This window comes from Dyella acidisoli, assembly GCF_030160295.1.
GTDB lineage: Bacteria > Pseudomonadota > Gammaproteobacteria > Xanthomonadales > Rhodanobacteraceae > Dyella_B > Dyella_B acidisoli.
Map to the genome: position 1 here is coordinate 531,176 of NZ_BSOB01000046.1, position 17,030 is coordinate 548,205.

The following is a 17,030-nucleotide window of genomic DNA, read 5'->3' on the forward strand; positions in this document are numbered from 1 at the left end:
CGGCATTACTCAACAAACACAGGAATCTTGCCGATTTTCGCCTGCCACTCGCGCGGCCCCGTCTTGTGCACGGAGGTACCGGCCGAATCCACTGCCACGGTCACCGGCATGTCCTTGACCTCAAATTCGTAGATCGCCTCCATGCCGAGGTCTTCGAACGCCAGCACGCGGCTGGCCTTGATGGCCTTGGATACGAGATAAGCGGCACCGCCCACGGCCATCAGGTACACCGACTGATGCTTTTTGATGGCGTCGATGGCCGTCGGACCACGCTCGGCCTTGCCGACCATGCCAAGCAGGCCGGTCTGCGCCAGCACCTGCTCGGTGAACTTGTCCATGCGGGTGGCGGTGGTGGGGCCGGCGGGGCCAACCACTTCGTCGCGCACTGGATCGACCGGGCCCACGTAGTAGATAAAGCGTCCCTTGAAATCCACCGGCAGCTTTTCGCCCTTATTCAGCATGTCGACCATGCGCTTGTGGGCGGCGTCGCGGCCGGTGAGCAACTTGCCGTTGAGAAGCAGCACTTCGCCGGGCTTCCAGTTGGCCACTTCCTCACGCGTGACCATATCCAGGTTCACGCGACGCCCCTTGGATGAGTCATAGGTGAGCTTGGGCCAATCTTCCAGCGAAGGCGGATCGAGCATCACCGGACCGGAGCCGTCCAGGGTGAAATGCGCGTGGCGAGTGGCGGCGCAGTTCGGGATCAGCGCCACCGGCAGATTCGCGGCGTGGGTGGGGTAATCCTTGACCTTCACGTCGAGCACGGTGGTGAGACCCCCCAGACCCTGCGCGCCGATGCCCAGCGCGTTCACCTTGTCGTACAGCTCCAGGCGCAGTTCCTCGGCACGATTCGACGGGCCGCGGGCGATCAGGTCCTGGATGTCGATCGGCTCCATCAAGGCCTCTTTCGCCAGCAGCATCGCCTTCTCGGCGGTGCCGCCAATGCCGATACCGAGCATGCCCGGCGGGCACCAGCCTGCGCCCATGGTCGGCACGGTCTTGAGCACCCAGTCGACGATGGAGTCGGAGGGATTGAGCATTACAAACTTGGACTTGGCCTCGGAACCACCGCCCTTCGCCGCCACGATCACGTCGACCGTATCGCCAGGAACAATCGAGACGTTGATCACTGCCGGCGTGTTGTCCTTGGTATTGCTGCGCTTGCCGGCCGGATCGGCCAGTACGCTTGCGCGCAATTTGTTGTCCGGATGGTTATAGGCGCGGCGGACACCTTCGTTGACCATGTCCTCCACGCTCATCGTGGCATCCCAGCGCACATTCATGCCGACCTTGAGAAACACCGTCACGATGCCGGTGTCCTGGCACAACGGGCGATGCCCTTCCGCCGACATGCGCGAATTGATCAGGATCTGCGCCATCGCATCCTTGGCCGCCGGCGATTCCTCGCGCTCATAGGCTTTGGCCAGGTTGGTGATGTAGTCGACCGGGTGGTAGTAGCTGATGTACTGGAGGGCGTCAGCGACGGACTGAATCAGATCGTCTTGCTTGATGAGGGTCATGGCGTTGGCTTCGACTGGGGAACGATACCTGGCCATGTATCGGCCAGACACAACGCCCTATTGTGCCCCAATCCGGCCTTGCGGATAAAAAAGCGGCCGCGCAAGGCGGCCGCAAAAGAGTGGAGAACGCCTTGAATCAGAAGCGGTATTCGGCCTGAAGCGAGTACATGCCGATGCGGGTGTTCTTGGTGACGACGTCATTCTCCGGCACGCGATACGTGTCGTAGGCGAGGCCGAGGCTGAAGTTCTTGTTGAAGTTGTAGCCGCCGCCGAAGCCAAAATATTCGCCCGTGCGGGTGACGGCATCGCGACCGAACTGGTTGCCGTAGTCGCTCAGCAAGCGGACTTCGTAAAGGCTGCGGGCGCGGAACCAGCCGGCGCGGGCGTCGACATACCAATGCTCGTCAATGTTGTAGTTGAGGTTTCCGCCAAGCAGCCAACCACGCGTCTGCACCTGGTCACGCTCTGTGCCGACAGAAGGATAGACGACGCGTGCATTGGCATTGCCAAGAAAGCCGTAACCGACTTCCACACCGTAATCCACCACACTGTTCCAGCGATAGCCAACGCGCAATGCGCCAGCCTTACCCGTCTTGCTGAAGCTGTTATCTGCATAGCCCGAGAACGGATTGCTACCGCTGTAGTGCGAAGCACCACCATTGGCGTTGACGAATAAATTGCCGTCACCGGCAAAAGCGGCGGATGAAACCGTGCCCACCGCCAAAGCAGCGGCGATGATTGCGAACTTGCGCATCAGTAAACTCCTTAGAGGTTTTATGGGATTCCGTCGGTCGAACCGCACGAATGGGGAAAGCGGTTTCGAGCGTAAAAATTTTGCAAACGGTAACGAATTGCTTCGCCGATGCCTAAAGAGATTTCTTCTACTTAGGTAGGGTTTTTCTCACGTAATCCGTCTTGCGCAAAACGCAAACACATTCGTACAAATATCTCGATGGTTGCGGACTACATGCACAGGCTCGATGTTTCGTTAGATCGATGAAAGCGCTTGAGAATTCGATGTCTCATGAAATCTTCCATTGCCTACATGCAACTCAGGCACTTCCAGGTTTCGCTTTAGCGCTATAGGCTCCCAATTAGCGGCTCGATGCCGGTCGTCAGGGGAGACGGACGACGTCCGCTGGGAAGAGGAATTTTTCAGCCACATGCGCAACGACTTTCGTGCGGATGAGGCAAAGGTGTTTGCTTCCAGCCTTTGCTACACGTGCGCACACGTCGTTGTGCTCATTCGGGAGGAGCAACATGTTTGCAAAGCTGCATCGCAAGTCGCTTTCGTTGTCCCTTGGCCTGTTGTTGACCGGTGTCAGCGCCGGCGCGTGGGCCGCACAGGCTGCACCTGCTGTGGATGCAGGTGTCGCACCAAGCAATCAAAACGTTCACGTCACACTGTTTCTGAAGCTGCATAACGAAGCAGCACTCGAAAGCTACATTCAAGAAACCGTCACGCCTGGCAGCCCGCACTACCGGCAATTCCTCACTACCAGCCAGTTCGCGCAGCAATACGGCGCCACCGATGCGGAGATCGCTCGCGTACAGTCGTACCTTCGCAGTCAGGGACTGAGCAGTGAAGTGCTACCGAGCCATCTGGCGATTCGCACCAGCGGCACCTTGGCGCAATACGGCAATCTGTTTCAGACGTCTATCCATAATTACGTGTCGCGTGACAACGGACGCAGCTTCCACAAACCGTCCTCGACGCCGCAGCTGCCTTCGGCCATCGCTGACGTGGTAGACGTCGCGACCGGTCTAAGCAACGAGAAGGCCTATCGTCCGCATCACGTTTCGATGCCGGCATTCACTTCATTCGGCGCGGCGAATGCGAAGACGAATGCATTGGCTGCAAAGAGCTCCGGCAGCTCGGGCGGCAATCCCACAGCGTCGGGCGTGCCTGGCCAGTACACGGTGGGTGACGTCGCCAACTTCTACGATATCAATCCGCTCTATCAACGCGGCATCGTCGGCAATGGCTCGACCACCTGCATCGTGACGCTGTCGAACTTCTATCCCAGCGACGCGACTGCTTATTGGTCGGATATTGGTCTCACGACCAAGCCCAATCGCATTACGCTCGTGCCCGTGGATGGTGGTGGAGCCATCGATGGCGGTAGCGGTGAAACTTCCATTGACGTCGAACAAGCGGGCGGCATTGCTCCGTATGCGGACGTGATCGTTTACCACGCACCGAACGCCGGCAACGGGTTCGTCGACGCATTCGCGCAATCGGTCACGGACAACACCTGCGACAGCATCTCCACCAGCTGGGGTTCACCGGAGATCTTCAATTTCGCGGCGCTGAACGTGACCGGAGCAAGCAATACCGATACCACCGATGTCGGCGACCTTCGCGCATTCCACAAGATTTTCCTGGAAGCTGCCGTGCAAGGACAATCGCTGTTCGCCGCATCGGGCGACTCTGGGGCGTATGACACGGTACGCGGTCTGGGCGTCGGTACCGGCGCGGGCCAATTCACGGCGCCACTCACTGTCGATTCGCCAGCCTCCGATCCCTTCATCACTGCAGCCGGCGGCACCACCACACCGTTCAATTATTCATTCGGCACAGGTCCGACCCAATCCATCACACAGGAAAGCGTGTGGGGCTGGGATTATCTGCAGAACTACTTTGACACCTACATCGGCAAGGGTGTGGTGAATCTGTTTTCCTCGGGCGGTGGCGGCGGTGTAAGCGTGTATTGGCATACGCCGTTCTATCAGGCTTTCACGCACGGCATCCGCCGCAGCGAAAAGGATCAATCACTGGTCTACAACGACCCCAGTGCCGGTCCCACTACGCTGCTGAAACTGCCGGGCCATTTCGAAGGCCGCAATGTGCCGGATATTTCGCTGAATGCCGACCCCGAAACGGGCTACGTCTTTGTATCAACCGTTGATGGCGGCCTGGCTTCCGGTGAAGGCGGCACCAGCTTCGTAGCACCTCAGCTCAACGGCATCACCGCGCTGCTGGTGCAGAGCTCGGGCCACCGTATCGGCCTGTGGAATCCGCAGGTGTACTTCCTCCAGGACATCTTCGGCTACGGCTGGTTCTCGCCGTTCAAGAGCGTTCGTGCCGGCGACAACTGGTTCTACTACGGTGCGCCGCACTACAACCAGGGCGCAGGTATCGGTGCGCTGGATGTAGCGAATCTGGATGTGTTCTTGCGTAGCGGCTTTTAAGTTGTGAGTCCATCCCTCCCCCGCTATCGGGGGAGGGATCGGCCTGCTGCCGGTGGCGCAAGCATGCGGCGCGGATGGCTATGATGGTGGACTGTTCCGCAATGTCATACGCCATGTCCTCCAAACGCCGCTTCATGCAGCTCGATGTGTTTTCCCGCCAGCCGATGAAGGGCAATCCCCTCGCAGTCGTCATCGATGGCGATGGCTTGGATGAAGCCACTATGCGTGCGTTTGCACGCTGGACGAATCTCTCCGAAACCGCGTTTCTGCTAACACCCACGACACCGGACGCGGATTATCGCGTGCGCATTTTTACTTCACGTCAAGAATTGCCTTTTGCCGGGCATCCGAGCGTCGGCAGCGCATACGCTGCGATCGAAGCGGGACTCGTCGACAGCAACAAAACGAAGCTGATCCAGCAATGCACAGCCGGACTGTTACCTGTAGCGATCGAACATACCGGCGCCGAGCGCATCATTCACGTGCAAGCACCACCCACCAGGCTGCAAGGCGTCAGCGCCGAAGTACGTCACGCTATTGCTGAAGCGATCGGCATCACGCTGGGTGATGCGCAGGTAGTCTTGGCGGACAATGGTCCGCGTTGGTGGGTGTGCGATCTGCACGAAGCATCGCATGTGCGTGCGCTGAAACCGGATATGCATGCCATCGCGCAGCTGCGCGAGCGCCACGATGCGATGGGTGTCAGCGTATTTGGCCGCGAGCTTTGCGGCCCGGCGCAGATGGCCGTACGTGCCTTCTGCCCAGGGGATGGCCTACCCGAAGATCCAGTCACCGGCAGCGCCAACGCCGCCATCATGGCGTTCCTCGCCGAGCGAAGTGATGCCAGCTATGGCTTGCGCTACCGATCCAGCCAGGGACGTGAAGTGGGATGCGATGGCTACGTTGACGTTGCACGCGATGCGGTAAGTGGAGCCATCACTATCGGTGGTCAATGTGTCTCGGTAATCATCGGCGCGTTTGACCTAGCCGAAGTCCGGTAACCCGTCCTAGAAACTACCCTTCATCGTCGTCCCGGCGAAAGCCGGGATCCAGTGCCTTTATGAGTAGAAGAGGAAGAGCAAAGTCGCTGGGTCCCGGCCTTCGCCGGGACGACGAGCACTCACGCTTGCCGGATCGCCCCACCATTGCCATGCTCTGCCTTTCCACTCCAGGGGCATTCCCATGACGTCACCGGTTACCGGCTATCAGCGCAGCCTTCGTCTGCGGGACGCGGCGTTGGTGGTGGTTGGCGGCATTATCGGTGGCGGCATTTTCCTGAACCCCGGCATCGCGGCGCAGCGCACGGAATCAGGGCTGGCGCTGTTGCTGATGTGGGTGGGTGCCGGTGTGCTGACCTTGATCGGCGCACTGTGCTACGCCGAGTTGGGTGCGCGCCGTCCGCATGCCGGCGGCAGTTACGTGTATCTGCGCGAAGCGTTCGGGCCGCTTGCCGGCTTTCTGTTCGGCTGGACCATGCTGCTGGTGATCTATTCCGGATCCAGCGCGGCGGTCGCGACGATCTTCGCCCGCTACGGTGCTTCAGTGTTTGGCCTTCCGGCGGGCATGGCGACACCGCTGGCGATCGGCGCGCTGGCGATGGTGGCGGTGATCAATCTGTTCGGACTGAAGTTCGGCGTGCAAATGCAGAACTTGTTTACGGTACTGAAGCTGCTAGCCGTTGCTGTGCTCGTGGTTTGTGGATTGTTCCTGGCCGGCGTCGGCAGCGGTACGCCTTGGCTGGCGGCGGACCCTGCACGCGCGGATGTCGGCTTTATGAGCGCATCGCTGCCGGTGCTGTTCGCTTACTCCGGTTTCACCTATCTCAACAACCTTGCCGGTGAAGTGAAGGAGCCGCAGCGCACCCTGCCCCGCGCGCTCTTCCTGGGCATGCTGGGCGTGATTGTTGCGTATGCCCTGGTCAACGTGGCGTATCTGGCCGTGCTTGGCCATGACGGCCTGGCACATAGCAACACACCGGCGGCAGAGGTGATGAACAAAGTGTTCGGCCCGGCCGGTGCCAAGGTGATCGCCATCGGCATCGCCATCTCCACCTTCGGCTTCTGCAACATCACGTTGGTGGCGGGCGCGCGCGTGTTGCAGGTGATGGGATCGGATGGCCTGTTCTTCGCCAGCGTGGGGCGCCTGCATCCGCGTCATCACACGCCGAATCTGGCGCTGATCCTGCTGGTGGGTTGGTCGATCGTGCTCGTGCTGTCGGGCAGCTATGGGCAGTTGCTCGATTACGCCACGTTCGGCGACTGGCTGGCCTGTGCAGTCGGCGTGGCCACGCTGTTCTGGTACCGCCAACGGCAGAAGGGCGACGTGGCATTCCGTGTGCCGGGTTATCCGCTGTTGCCGCTGATCTTCATCGTGACGATCGGGCTGGTGGTGGTGCAAAGCCTGCGTACAAGCTTGGTGAATACAGGTATTGGCGTGGCGATCATGGTGGCTGGCATCCCGGTGTATTTCATCTGGAAGCATTTGTTCAGGCCGGTTCGCACCTAAATTCCGATGGCAATGCCAAAATGGGCGAATAGCTTTAAGGAGACACCCCCAGATGGCGCAAGACCACGCCGCGCTGCCCAGTAAGGCTGCGGACATCACGCCCACCCCGGTCCGCCCCGGCATCGACCTGCAGATCAACGGCGAGGCGTTTCACCATACCGGCGATCCGGAGATGCCCCTGCTGTGGTACCTGCGCGACGTGCTGCGGCTCAACGGCACCAAGTACGGCGGCGAGCACGGCGAAGGCGGCGCGGATCTGGTGTTGGTGAACGGCAAAGCCACGTCCGCCATCAGCGTGACGATGAGCAAGCTGGCCGACAAGAAAATCACCACGGTGGAAGGTCTCACCGACAGGAAAGGTGCAGGGCTGCATCCGCTCCAGCAAGCCTTCATCGACGAGGACGCCATCGGTTGCGGTTACTGCACGCCGGGCTGGCTGATCGCGTCGATGGATCTGTTGAACCGCGTCAAGGATCCCTCCGACAACGATATCGATACCCTGCCCAATCTCTGCCGCTGCGGTTGCCAGACGCGCGTGCGCAAGGCGGTCAAGCGCGCCGCTGCAGCGATGAAGCAAGGAGCAAAGGCATGAGCGGCCAGGTGAAGTTGTCGCGCCGCCGCTTTCTGCAAGTGCTTGCTGGTACCGCGGGTGCATTGATTGTCGGCATTCGCACTGTCCGCGCAGCCACTGCGCAAACACCCCCGGACATGTTGGGCGATGCGCTCTACGACATGGGTGTCTATGTGCGCGTCGATGCGGATGGCACGGTGCTGATCGGTACGCGTGATCCGGAAACCGGCACCGGCGTCGCTACATCGCTCGCTCGCATCATTGCCGATGAAATGGACGCCGATTGGCAGCGCGTACGCGTGCTGCCGCTAGGCCTGGGTGTTGCCGACGACAACGGCAAGCCACGCTGGCTCTACGGCCAGCAAGTGGGCGGCACGGGCAATTCGATGCCACGTGCGTGGCGCGATCTGCGCTCTGCCGGTGCGCTGGCGCGCTGGTTGCTGATCCGCGCCGCCGTGCCGCAACTTGGCGTACCGCCCGAACAGTTGCGCACCGAGCAAGGCGCCGTGATCGCCCCTGACGGCCGCCGCATTGGTTACGGCGAACTTGCGGCCGCCGCCGCGAAGATCGCGCTACCGCCCGGCCCTATCTCGCTGAAAACGCCAGATCGCTACACGCTGATCGGCAAGCCCGCCGGTGACATCGATGCACGCGCCATCGTCACCGGACAAACGCCCTACACGTTCGATCAACATTTCGGCGAGATGCTGGTCGCCGTGCTGGCGCACTGCCCGTGGCCGGATGGCCAGCTCACCGGGCTCGACAGCAGCGCCGCGCTTGCCATCAAGGGCGTGGTGAAAGTGATCGAGCTCAAGCCCGATCCGAAACTGCCGCCGGGCCAAACGGTGATCGCGCCGGCTGTAGCGGTGATCGCCGAAAACACCTGGGTCGCCTTGCAAGGCCAGCGCGCGCTGAAGCTCACGTGGAAGCCGGGCGCAAGCGGCAGCGAAAGCACCGCTGCGCTGGAACAGCAAGCCTCCGCACTGCTCGACAGCGATGCCGCCCCCACCACCCGTGTGCGCGATGACGGCGACGTCGACAAAGCAAAACGCAAAGCCGCCCGCCGCGTCGAAGCCACCTACTACCAGCCCTGGCTGGCACATGCCGCCAGCGAACCAATGAACTGCCTGGTGCGTCTGGACAAGACCAGCGCCACACTCTATGTGCCCACGCAATCACCGCAGCAGGCGTGGACGGTGGTGCAACGCCTGACGGGCTTCGCTCCGGATCAGATCGATATCCGTGTGCCGCGTATCGGCGGCGGTTACGGTCGCCGCCTCGACCACGACTACGTCGCCGAAGCCGTGCTGCTGGCCAAGGAAGTCGACAAGCCGCTGCAACTGTTCTGGCCGCGCGATGAAGACCTCACGCACGACTTCTACCGCTCCGGCAGCGTGCACAAGTTCAGCGCGATCATCGACGCGAAACGGCATGTGCTTGCGTGGAACCAGCGCGTGGCCAGTGCATCGGCGCTGACCAATCGCGGCGTGCCGAGCGATCACGTTTGGACATCCGAAGTCAGCGCAAACCAGTTGCCAGCCGGCTTGGTGCCCAATTACCGCAGTGATTGGTTCGGTCTCGCCTCATCGCTGCCACGCGGTCCGCATCGTGGCATGCCGGATGTAACGAACGCTTTTGCAGTCGGCAGCTTCATCGACGAGATCGCGCATTCGCTCAAGGAAGATCCACTGGTCACGCAGTTGCGCCTGATCGGTGAGCCGCGATTGGTGCCGCTGCAAGGCGGTGGCGCGATCGACACCGCGCGCTTGATCAACGTCTTGAAGCTCGTCGCCGATCGCATCAACTGGAAGGACTGGCTGCATTCGGTGAATGGCCTTGGCATCGCCTGCTGGCACACCGGCGGCGCGTACGTCGCGCATGCGATCGAAGTGTCGATGCAAGGCGAGAAGCTCACCATCGAGCGCGTCGTGTGTGCGGTCGACGTGGGCCGTGTCATCAATCCGATGGGCCTGGAAGGTCAGGTTGCTGGCGCTACGCTGGATGCGCTCTCTACCGCGCTGAATCTCGCCATCACGGTGAAAGACGGCAAAGTGCAGCAAAGCACTTGGAAGGATTATCAACTTGCCAGCATGGCGCAGCTGCCGCGCACAGTCGAAGTGATCACCGTGCCGGGTGAAGGTGATCCGGCCGGTGCGAGCTTCCTTGCCATGCCGACTGTGGCACCCGCGCTCGCCAATGCGGTGTTCCGCGTGAGCGCAGTGCGCGTGCGTCGGTTGCCGTTGATGAAGGAATTGCTGCGGTTGTTGTGATGTTTGCTTTTGCTCCCTCTCCCCTTCGGGGAGAGGGTTGGGGTGAGGGGTCAGCCTAGCCAAGAACTTCAACTTCCCACACCGTCATTCCGGCGAAGGCCGGAATCCAGTTTCAATATGCAGTGCGAAGCACACAAAACCTTTTTATTTAGTGTGCTTCGCACGTCGTATTTGACTGAATTCCGGCCTTCGCCGGAATGACGGTGTGGGAAGACGGGGCTTCTCTGCAAGATTGTCAGCTGCTGTCGCGAGTAACGAAAATCTTGCTAGTGAAACTGATCGCTAGCAGGCACCCACGAACCCGATGTCGATGTCGGCACGCCCACCGGTTTGATCGGCTGCAACGGCTTCACCGGTATCGACGTTGCCGGCGGACAATTCGGCGGCATCGGTCCGCCGCTGACGCGTGCTGCTGCACATTCGGCACTGTTGTCCAGCACCACCGGGGCGGCTGGCGTCGACGTGCTTGCAGCGGGTGCCGCCTCCGTCTTGGGTATCGATGCATTCTGCGTAGGCAGATTGAGTCGATCGTAGATCTTCTGCTCCAGCGGTTGCGCCGGCGGATCGGGATTGTGGCAACCAAACAGCGACGACGGCAGCAACGGCATCACCGTGCACTCGATGCGCACGCCCTTCGGCAAATTGAACGTGTGCTTGACCGTAGTTTTCTCGACCGCATGACGCAAAGCCGTGTCGACGGAACTCTCGCCTTCCGGCGTCCAGTATTTGTCGAAACGCGTCGACTTGTATTTCGGCAGATTCGTGTTGTGCGACATGATTTCCGTATCACCGCGTGGCTTGAGCTGGATGTAGGTGCCATTCGGCGTACCGGGCGTACCGCCGCCCTGCTCACCTGCTGTGTTGTTGCCGGTGCCGATGGATGGCGACGGCTGCGTGCCTTGGCCTGCATTTTCCGAGGGCGACTGGATCACGCCGTTGGGTTGTCCTGGATTGCCCGTTTCGCTGCCTTGTGGCGTGGCGTTGGGAGCGGTGCTTGCACTCGCATTCCCTTCGTTTGCAGCGGCGCTCGATGGCGCCGCGCTCGGTGCAGGCGATGATGTCGACGCCGTTTCTTTCTCATTGCTGGGAGACGTCGAGGGCTTCGCTTCGGTTTGTGGTGTCGTGGGTGTTGGCGAAGGTGCCGCGCTCAATTGCGGACGCAGCGATACCTCCGGTACCGCCAACTTGGGCGCTTCGATGTTCAGTGCCGGCGCCGAAGGTGACACGTTTGGCGCTGGCGCAGCCACCGGCGTAACTGGCACCGACGCGAGCTGCGGGGGCTCCTGTGGACGCGCGACAGGTGCAAGCAGTTGTGGCGACGTGCGCTGCACATTCGGTGTCGCCAACTGCGTGGCGGATGGTTGCAAGTTAACCGTGGGCGCTACCTGCGCCGGCAAAGGAACCGGCTGCAGCGACGGCGAAGGTGGCGCTGCGGTGGCTGGATTCGGCTGGGCCGCGGCGACACTCGGCATGGGTGGTGGAGTCAGCGATGGATTCTCCACTGCGATCTGCGGCGGAGTGATCGTCTGCGCCGATTGCGTGGGTTGAGTGGGCAACGCAACCGACGGCAATGGCGGCATCGGCTGGGTTCCTTCAGGCTGCGCTTTGCGCACAGGCTCGGGCTGGAACTGTGGCGGCACCGGCTGCGGCACTTGCACCGCCTGCAACGACAACGGTGCAGGTGGCAGGCCGGTGGGCGTGGGTTGTTCGATCGGCGGCGCTGACGGTTTCGGCAGTGTGATCGGCGGCAATGGCGCTGTCGGCGCCTGCGCTTTTTCGGCTGCCGGCTGCTTGGTCTGTGCCACTACCGGTTCCTGTTTGGGTACGGGCGCAGGCGGTTGTGTCACCGCAGCTACCGGCGCGGCGGTCGAGGTTTCGTGGGTGACGTGCGTCACTTGGGAAGTGTTGCCGCGATGCGTTGGGCCATGCTCCTTGGGCGGCACGCCACGCACGGGCGGCGGCGGTGGTGGCTGGGGTTTGTTCTGGATCAGGCGCACCAGCAGCGCATTGCCTTTGGGCTCCGGCGGTGGCAGCGGAAGGTCATACGGCGAGCCGAGGATCGCACCTAACAGCACGATCAGGTGCACAAACAGGCTGCCGATAAGCCCCAGCGATTTCAGCAGGCGATCGCGCGGCCGGTCGCGCGTACGCCGCCGATAAACCAACGCCCATGTCGCCGCGTCCCGCGGGGACTTGATCATGACAACCTGTGGTGACGGGCTGGGTTTATCGGGAGGAGACGTTGGCGACATGGGCGCCAGTGTAATGGGCGGCGGGAATTTCTTGATGCGCGAGCGCTTCGCGAATCAGGGGCCAGGGCGTTTCTTCTCCGCATCCACCGCACGCGCCGGCGTATCGACCGGACAACCTTGAGCCAGCGGTTTGCCTGCTCTGTAATCCGCGATGCACGTAGCGAGGTCCGGCTTTGGCAAAGCGTTGCCTTTCACCAGTGATGCGGGCGCCATGTTCAAGCGTTCATCGCCATCCGTAGGAGGCGGTGGGTCCGGCGGAATGCCGCAATTCGGCGTCGGTATGCCAAGCACCTTCTGGCACTTAAGGTGAATGCCACCCGGCAGATCCACACTCTTCGAATTGCTTTCGCTGCCATTCAACTTGCGCAGCACGCCAGCCACGAAGGATTCGTGTGGTGGCGGAAAATATTGCTTGAATTGGTTCGGCGCGGATTGATATTGGGCGCCCGCGCGATGCTGCATGATCTGCGCATCCCCTTGCGGCCCATGCTGCACGTAGTCGGCAGAAGGCGCACTCGATGCGCTCGCGGGTAACACGATTTGTCCCGTGCGATCGAACAGCGCAGGGTGCGGTACCGAAGTGGCCGGCGCAGGCGGCGGCGTAGACGATGCGGGCATGCGCAACGTCATGGCGTTCTTCGACACGGGCTCACGTGCCAGAGGCGGTGGCGGTAGCGCGAACGGCGGCGGCGCCTTCGATGGCGCCGAGCTGCGCGTGATAAAGCGCACCTGGATTCCTTGATCAAACTGGACCCGCACCACCTGCGGTGGCATCGGCGTGGCCTTCATCTCGTACCACACCACTGCCACGAACAAGACGTGCAAAACCAGCGCAATCGCCAGCGCCGCCCACAGGCGGCGGTGATCGCGGGGTGGCTTGCGCCAGCGCAGTTCGTGCAGCATGGCGCGGGTGGAGCCATCGAGCGGGGCCAGTCCGCGATGCGATTCCGGGAACCAGCGATGGTGCTCGACCTGATCGGGGCGTTCGATAAGTGGCCTCGGCGGGACGGTATGCGTGTGGGGTCAAACAAAGACCGTGGCTTTTCCGCGCGGTTCCAACACTGATCACACGAGATTAACGGTTGTCGAGGATGCTCTGATCCCGTCTGTCTTCGCACTGCAACTTGACCATCCCGGCCAATGAGAGAAGGCTAGCCCAACAGCAGCAGAAGCCAGCAGGCTCCGCCGCTACCCCGCCATGACCGCCCTGCGTCCTGTACGCAAAGGACGACCATGACGGCCCGCCACTATCTGGCCGCTACATGCGGCTTTTGCAGAGGAGGGTCGCATCGTGTCCTACAACACGGAAAACATCCGCAACGTCGCGCTCGCCGGTCACGCCGGCACAGGCAAGACCACGCTGTTCGAGGCCTTGCTGCAGGCCGGCGGCGCCATTCAGATCGCAGGATCGGTTGAGCGCGGCACCACGCAGTCCGATACGGACCCGCAGGAAAAGGCGCGCGGCCATTCCATCGACAGCTGCATCGCCGGCATCGACCGCAATGCTTGCCACATCAACCTGATCGATACCGCCGGCTATACGGATTTTCGCGGCGGCACGCTTGCTGCGTTCGCTGCGGTAGAAACCGTAGCCGTGGTGGTGAACGCCTCCAACGGGATCGAGCACGGCACGCGCCGAATGATGGAACGCGCCCGCGAGCGCGGCTTGGCCCGTTTGCTGGTGGTCAACAAGATCGATACCGACGGTGCCAATCTGCCGGCGCTGTTGAGTTCGCTGCGCGAGGAATTCGGCAACGAATGCCTGCCGGTCAACTTGCCGGGAGAGCATGCCGGCAAGGTGCTCGATTGCTTTTTTCATCGCGACGGCGCCACGGATTTTTCCTCACTGGCCGAAGCGCACCAGCAAATCCTGGATCAGGTCGTGGAGATCAACGAAACCACCATGGGCGCGTATCTGGATGCCGGCGAAGAGGCGCTCACGTCGGAGCAACTACACGACGCGTTCGAGCAATGCCTGCGCGAAGGCCACTTGGTGCCGATCTGTTTCGTCAGCGCACGCTCCGGCGCGGGCGTGAACGAATTGCTGGATATCTTCGATCGCCTGCTGCCCAACCCGGCCGAGGCCAATCCGCCACCGTTTCGCAATGCGGAGCATCTGCAGATCGAGGTCGACCCCAACCCGAATGCCCACGCAATCGCCGATGTATTCAAGGTGGTGAACGACCCCTTTGTCGGCAAGCTCAGCGTTTTTCGCGTATGGCAAGGCACGGTGCGCCGCGAAAGCCAGCTCTTCATCGATGACAACCGCAAGGCGTTCAAAGTCGGGCACCTGTTTCGCCTGAACGGCAAATCGCACCTGGAAATGGAGCAGGCCATACCCGGCGATATCGCGGCAGTGGCCAAGGTGGACGACATCCATTTCGATGCCGTGCTGCACGACTCGCACGACGAAGACAGCATTCATCTCGACCCGCTGCACTTCCCGCAGCCGATGTTCGGGCTAGCCCTTGTGCCCAAGCATAAAGGGCAGGAACAGAAGCTTTCGCAGGCGCTATGTCGGCTAGCTGAGGAAGATCCCTGCTTCCGCGTGGAACATCACAAAGAGCTCAACGAGACCGTGATCCGCGGCCTTTCCGACCTGCATCTGAAAATCATGCTGGAGCGCATGAATGATCGCTACGGCGTGGAAGTCATTACGCATCCGCCCCGCATCGCTTATCGCGAAACCATTTCCAGCTCCGCCGAGGGTCATCATCGTCACAAAAAGCAGACCGGCGGTGCCGGACAATTCGGTGAAGTGTTTCTGCGCGTCGATCCGCTTGAACGCGGCGCAGGTTTCGAATTCGTCGATGCAGTCAAAGGTGGCGTGATCCCCGGACAATTCATTCCGGCGATCGAGAAAGGCGTGCGGCAGGCGATGGAAAGCGGTGCGGTGGCCGGGTATCCGCTACAGGATTTGCGTGTAACGGTGTACGACGGCAAATACCATCCGGTCGATTCGAAGGAAGTGGCTTTCGTCTCGGCTGGCAAGAAAGCGTTTCTCGATGCGGTCAGCAAAGCGCGGCCGATCGTGCTGGAGCCGATCGTGGACGTGGAAGTGGCCATTCCCGAACCCAGCGTGGGCGACGTTACCGGCGGTCTCGCCAGCAAGCGCGCACGCATCATGGGCACGGACGCCAAGCGTGACGGCGAATTGGTGATCAAAGCGCAGGCGCCGCTGGCCGAACTCACCGACTACCCCACCGAACTCAAAGCCATGACCGGCGGACGCGGTCGCTACAGCCTCGATCTCAGCCATTACGAGCCGGTGCCGCCACCGGTGCAACGCCAGCTTAGCGAGGCGTGGAAACCCAAACTGGACGAAGACTGACAACGTCGCCCGCTTCATGAACCGATCGGCCCGGGCGACCTTGCAGCCACCCGGACCGATCCATACGTACTTTAAAGACACCGCTTGCATCTGCCTGCCAGGCAGGTTCCGAACACCATTCTTATAGGAGGGCCGCATGAGCCGAGCCTTCGTCAAAGACGATGACGGCGATACCCAGGATGTATTGCCCGAATTGCCGATAAGTGCGCATCCCAATTACGTGACGCCGCACGGCGTCGCTGTCCTGCGCCAACGCCTGGCCACCGTCCTTGCGCGATACGATTCGCTCAAGGCCAACGAGCAGGACGCACTTGACCAGCGCAACGAACTTGCAGCGCTTGAACGCGATCTGCGCTATCTCAACGCACGTGTCGCCAGCGCTATCGAAGTGGACATAGCCAAACAACCCCATGACCGCGTCGCGTTTGGCGCCATCGTTACAGTAGACAGTGCTGAGGGCGAGCGGCGCTGGCAGATCGTCGGCGAAGACGAAGCGGATGCCGAGCATGGCCTGGTGAGTTATGTATCGCCACTGGCTACGGCGCTGCTTGGTGCGCGAGTCGGTGATGAAGTGCGTTGGCAGCGGCCCGCGGGGGATATGACGATCGAGGTGTTGCGGATTGATTACGCCGCTTGATCGGTGTTCAACATTGCGCGTATCAACACGCTTGCGAAGAACATCCGTCCGCTGCTTGCTTGATTGGCGTCTCGCCTCAGCTGGGCATGTCGTGGTGTTGTGACATTGCCTGCGGCGCTTCCGGTCGCGGAGCGACCGGGTCACTTTTCTTTGCTGGCCCAAAGAAAAGTAACCCAAAGAAATGGCCTCAAGAGCTCATGGCATTGCATAGGTTACAAGCCTGAAAGATGTCGCCATGCTTTGATCGTTGACGGGCCAAGCTTCCACCACGCCGCTATACCGCGAGGCGTCGAGACGTTGAGGGCTTAAAGCATGCCTGCCCAAAGGCTGAGCTTTGCTGAGATCCGCCCGATCTGCTTTAAGTCCTCAGCGCTTCGACGCCTCGCGGTATAGCGGGGACGTCGAACCATGGGCGGGCAACCTTCGATCTAGCCAGAGACGTTCGGGCTCTTACCTCACCCATGCCGCGAGCCTTTTAGGCCATTTCTTTGGGTTACTTTTCTTTGGGCCAGCAAAGAAAAGTGACTCGGGCCCTTTAGGGGCCGAAAGCGCCGCAGGCAATGGTGGCACTCACGACATGCATAGCTGAGGCGCGACGCCAATCAGGCCCTGCCTGCAGGGGGACGGATTTCGGGAATGCGTAGGAATGCGTAATTACATGGACTCGCCCCCGCGCTAAATAAGGCCTCATGGGCCAGCGGTGGAGAGTAAAACTATCCACCGTTCTGTAACGAGCGAGGGCGAGTCCATGA

General features: G+C 61.2%; 11 protein-coding genes. 7 read left to right on the forward strand and 4 right to left on the reverse strand.

The genetic code is table 11. The features are described 5' to 3' along the window. Positions 1-5 precede the first annotated feature (5 nt). Entirely contained in the window at positions 6-1,520 is a 1,515-nt protein-coding gene (locus QQJ86_RS18690) for a fumarate hydratase (protein ID WP_284322471.1), read from the reverse strand. A gap of 136 nt (positions 1,521-1,656) precedes the next feature. Next, entirely contained in the window at positions 1,657-2,274 is a 618-nt protein-coding gene (locus QQJ86_RS18695) for an outer membrane beta-barrel protein (protein ID WP_284322472.1), read from the reverse strand. Positions 2,275-2,780: 506 nt separating this feature from the next. On the opposite strand from QQJ86_RS18695, the gene QQJ86_RS18700 reads away from it, so the two are divergent. The 5 genes from QQJ86_RS18700 to QQJ86_RS18720 all read left to right on the forward strand — a co-directional run bounded on the left by QQJ86_RS18700 (position 2,781) and on the right by QQJ86_RS18720 (position 10,058). Next, entirely contained in the window at positions 2,781-4,712 is a 1,932-nt protein-coding gene (locus QQJ86_RS18700; protein WP_284322473.1) for a S53 family peptidase, read from the forward strand. A gap of 113 nt (positions 4,713-4,825) precedes the next feature. Further along, positions 4,826-5,713: a PhzF family phenazine biosynthesis protein gene (locus QQJ86_RS18705; protein ID WP_284322474.1), complete on the forward strand. Its 888-nt coding sequence runs from the start codon at positions 4,826-4,828 to the stop codon at positions 5,711-5,713. Between the two features lie 181 nt (positions 5,714-5,894). Further along, the gene (locus QQJ86_RS18710) at positions 5,895-7,217 is read left to right on the forward strand and encodes an APC family permease (RefSeq protein ID WP_284322475.1); all 1,323 of its coding nucleotides are present in this window, start codon (positions 5,895-5,897) and stop codon (positions 7,215-7,217) included. A 52-nt stretch (positions 7,218-7,269) separates the two neighbouring features. After that, entirely contained in the window at positions 7,270-7,809 is a 540-nt protein-coding gene (locus QQJ86_RS18715) for a (2Fe-2S)-binding protein (RefSeq protein ID WP_284322476.1), read from the forward strand. Further along, on the forward strand, positions 7,806-10,058 hold the full coding sequence (locus QQJ86_RS18720) for a xanthine dehydrogenase family protein molybdopterin-binding subunit (protein WP_345782830.1): 2,253 nt from the start codon (positions 7,806-7,808) through the stop codon (positions 10,056-10,058). The genes QQJ86_RS18715 and QQJ86_RS18720 overlap by 4 nt, the downstream gene beginning before the upstream one ends. A gap of 266 nt (positions 10,059-10,324) precedes the next feature. Here the strand turns inward: QQJ86_RS18720 and QQJ86_RS18725 are convergent, their stop codons facing one another. Both QQJ86_RS18725 and QQJ86_RS18730 read right to left on the reverse strand, forming a co-directional pair. Then, a complete protein-coding gene (locus QQJ86_RS18725) occupies positions 10,325-12,259 on the reverse strand; it encodes a hypothetical protein (protein WP_284322478.1) in 1,935 nt (644 codons plus the stop codon). A gap of 105 nt (positions 12,260-12,364) precedes the next feature. Continuing rightward, positions 12,365-13,213 carry a hypothetical protein gene (locus QQJ86_RS18730; RefSeq protein ID WP_284322479.1) on the reverse strand — a complete coding sequence of 283 codons (849 nt, stop codon included), beginning with the start codon at positions 13,211-13,213 and terminating at the stop codon, positions 12,365-12,367. 388 nt (positions 13,214-13,601) lie between these two features. Between QQJ86_RS18730 and fusA the strand changes: the two genes are divergently transcribed. Then, entirely contained in the window at positions 13,602-15,641 is a 2,040-nt protein-coding gene (fusA, locus tag QQJ86_RS18735) for an elongation factor G (RefSeq protein WP_284322480.1), read from the forward strand. Positions 15,642-15,777: 136 nt separating this feature from the next. Next, positions 15,778-16,278 (forward strand): GreA/GreB family elongation factor, encoded by a 501-nt coding sequence (locus tag QQJ86_RS18740; RefSeq protein WP_284322481.1) that lies wholly within the window; start codon positions 15,778-15,780, stop codon positions 16,276-16,278. Positions 16,279-17,030 lie beyond the last annotated feature (752 nt).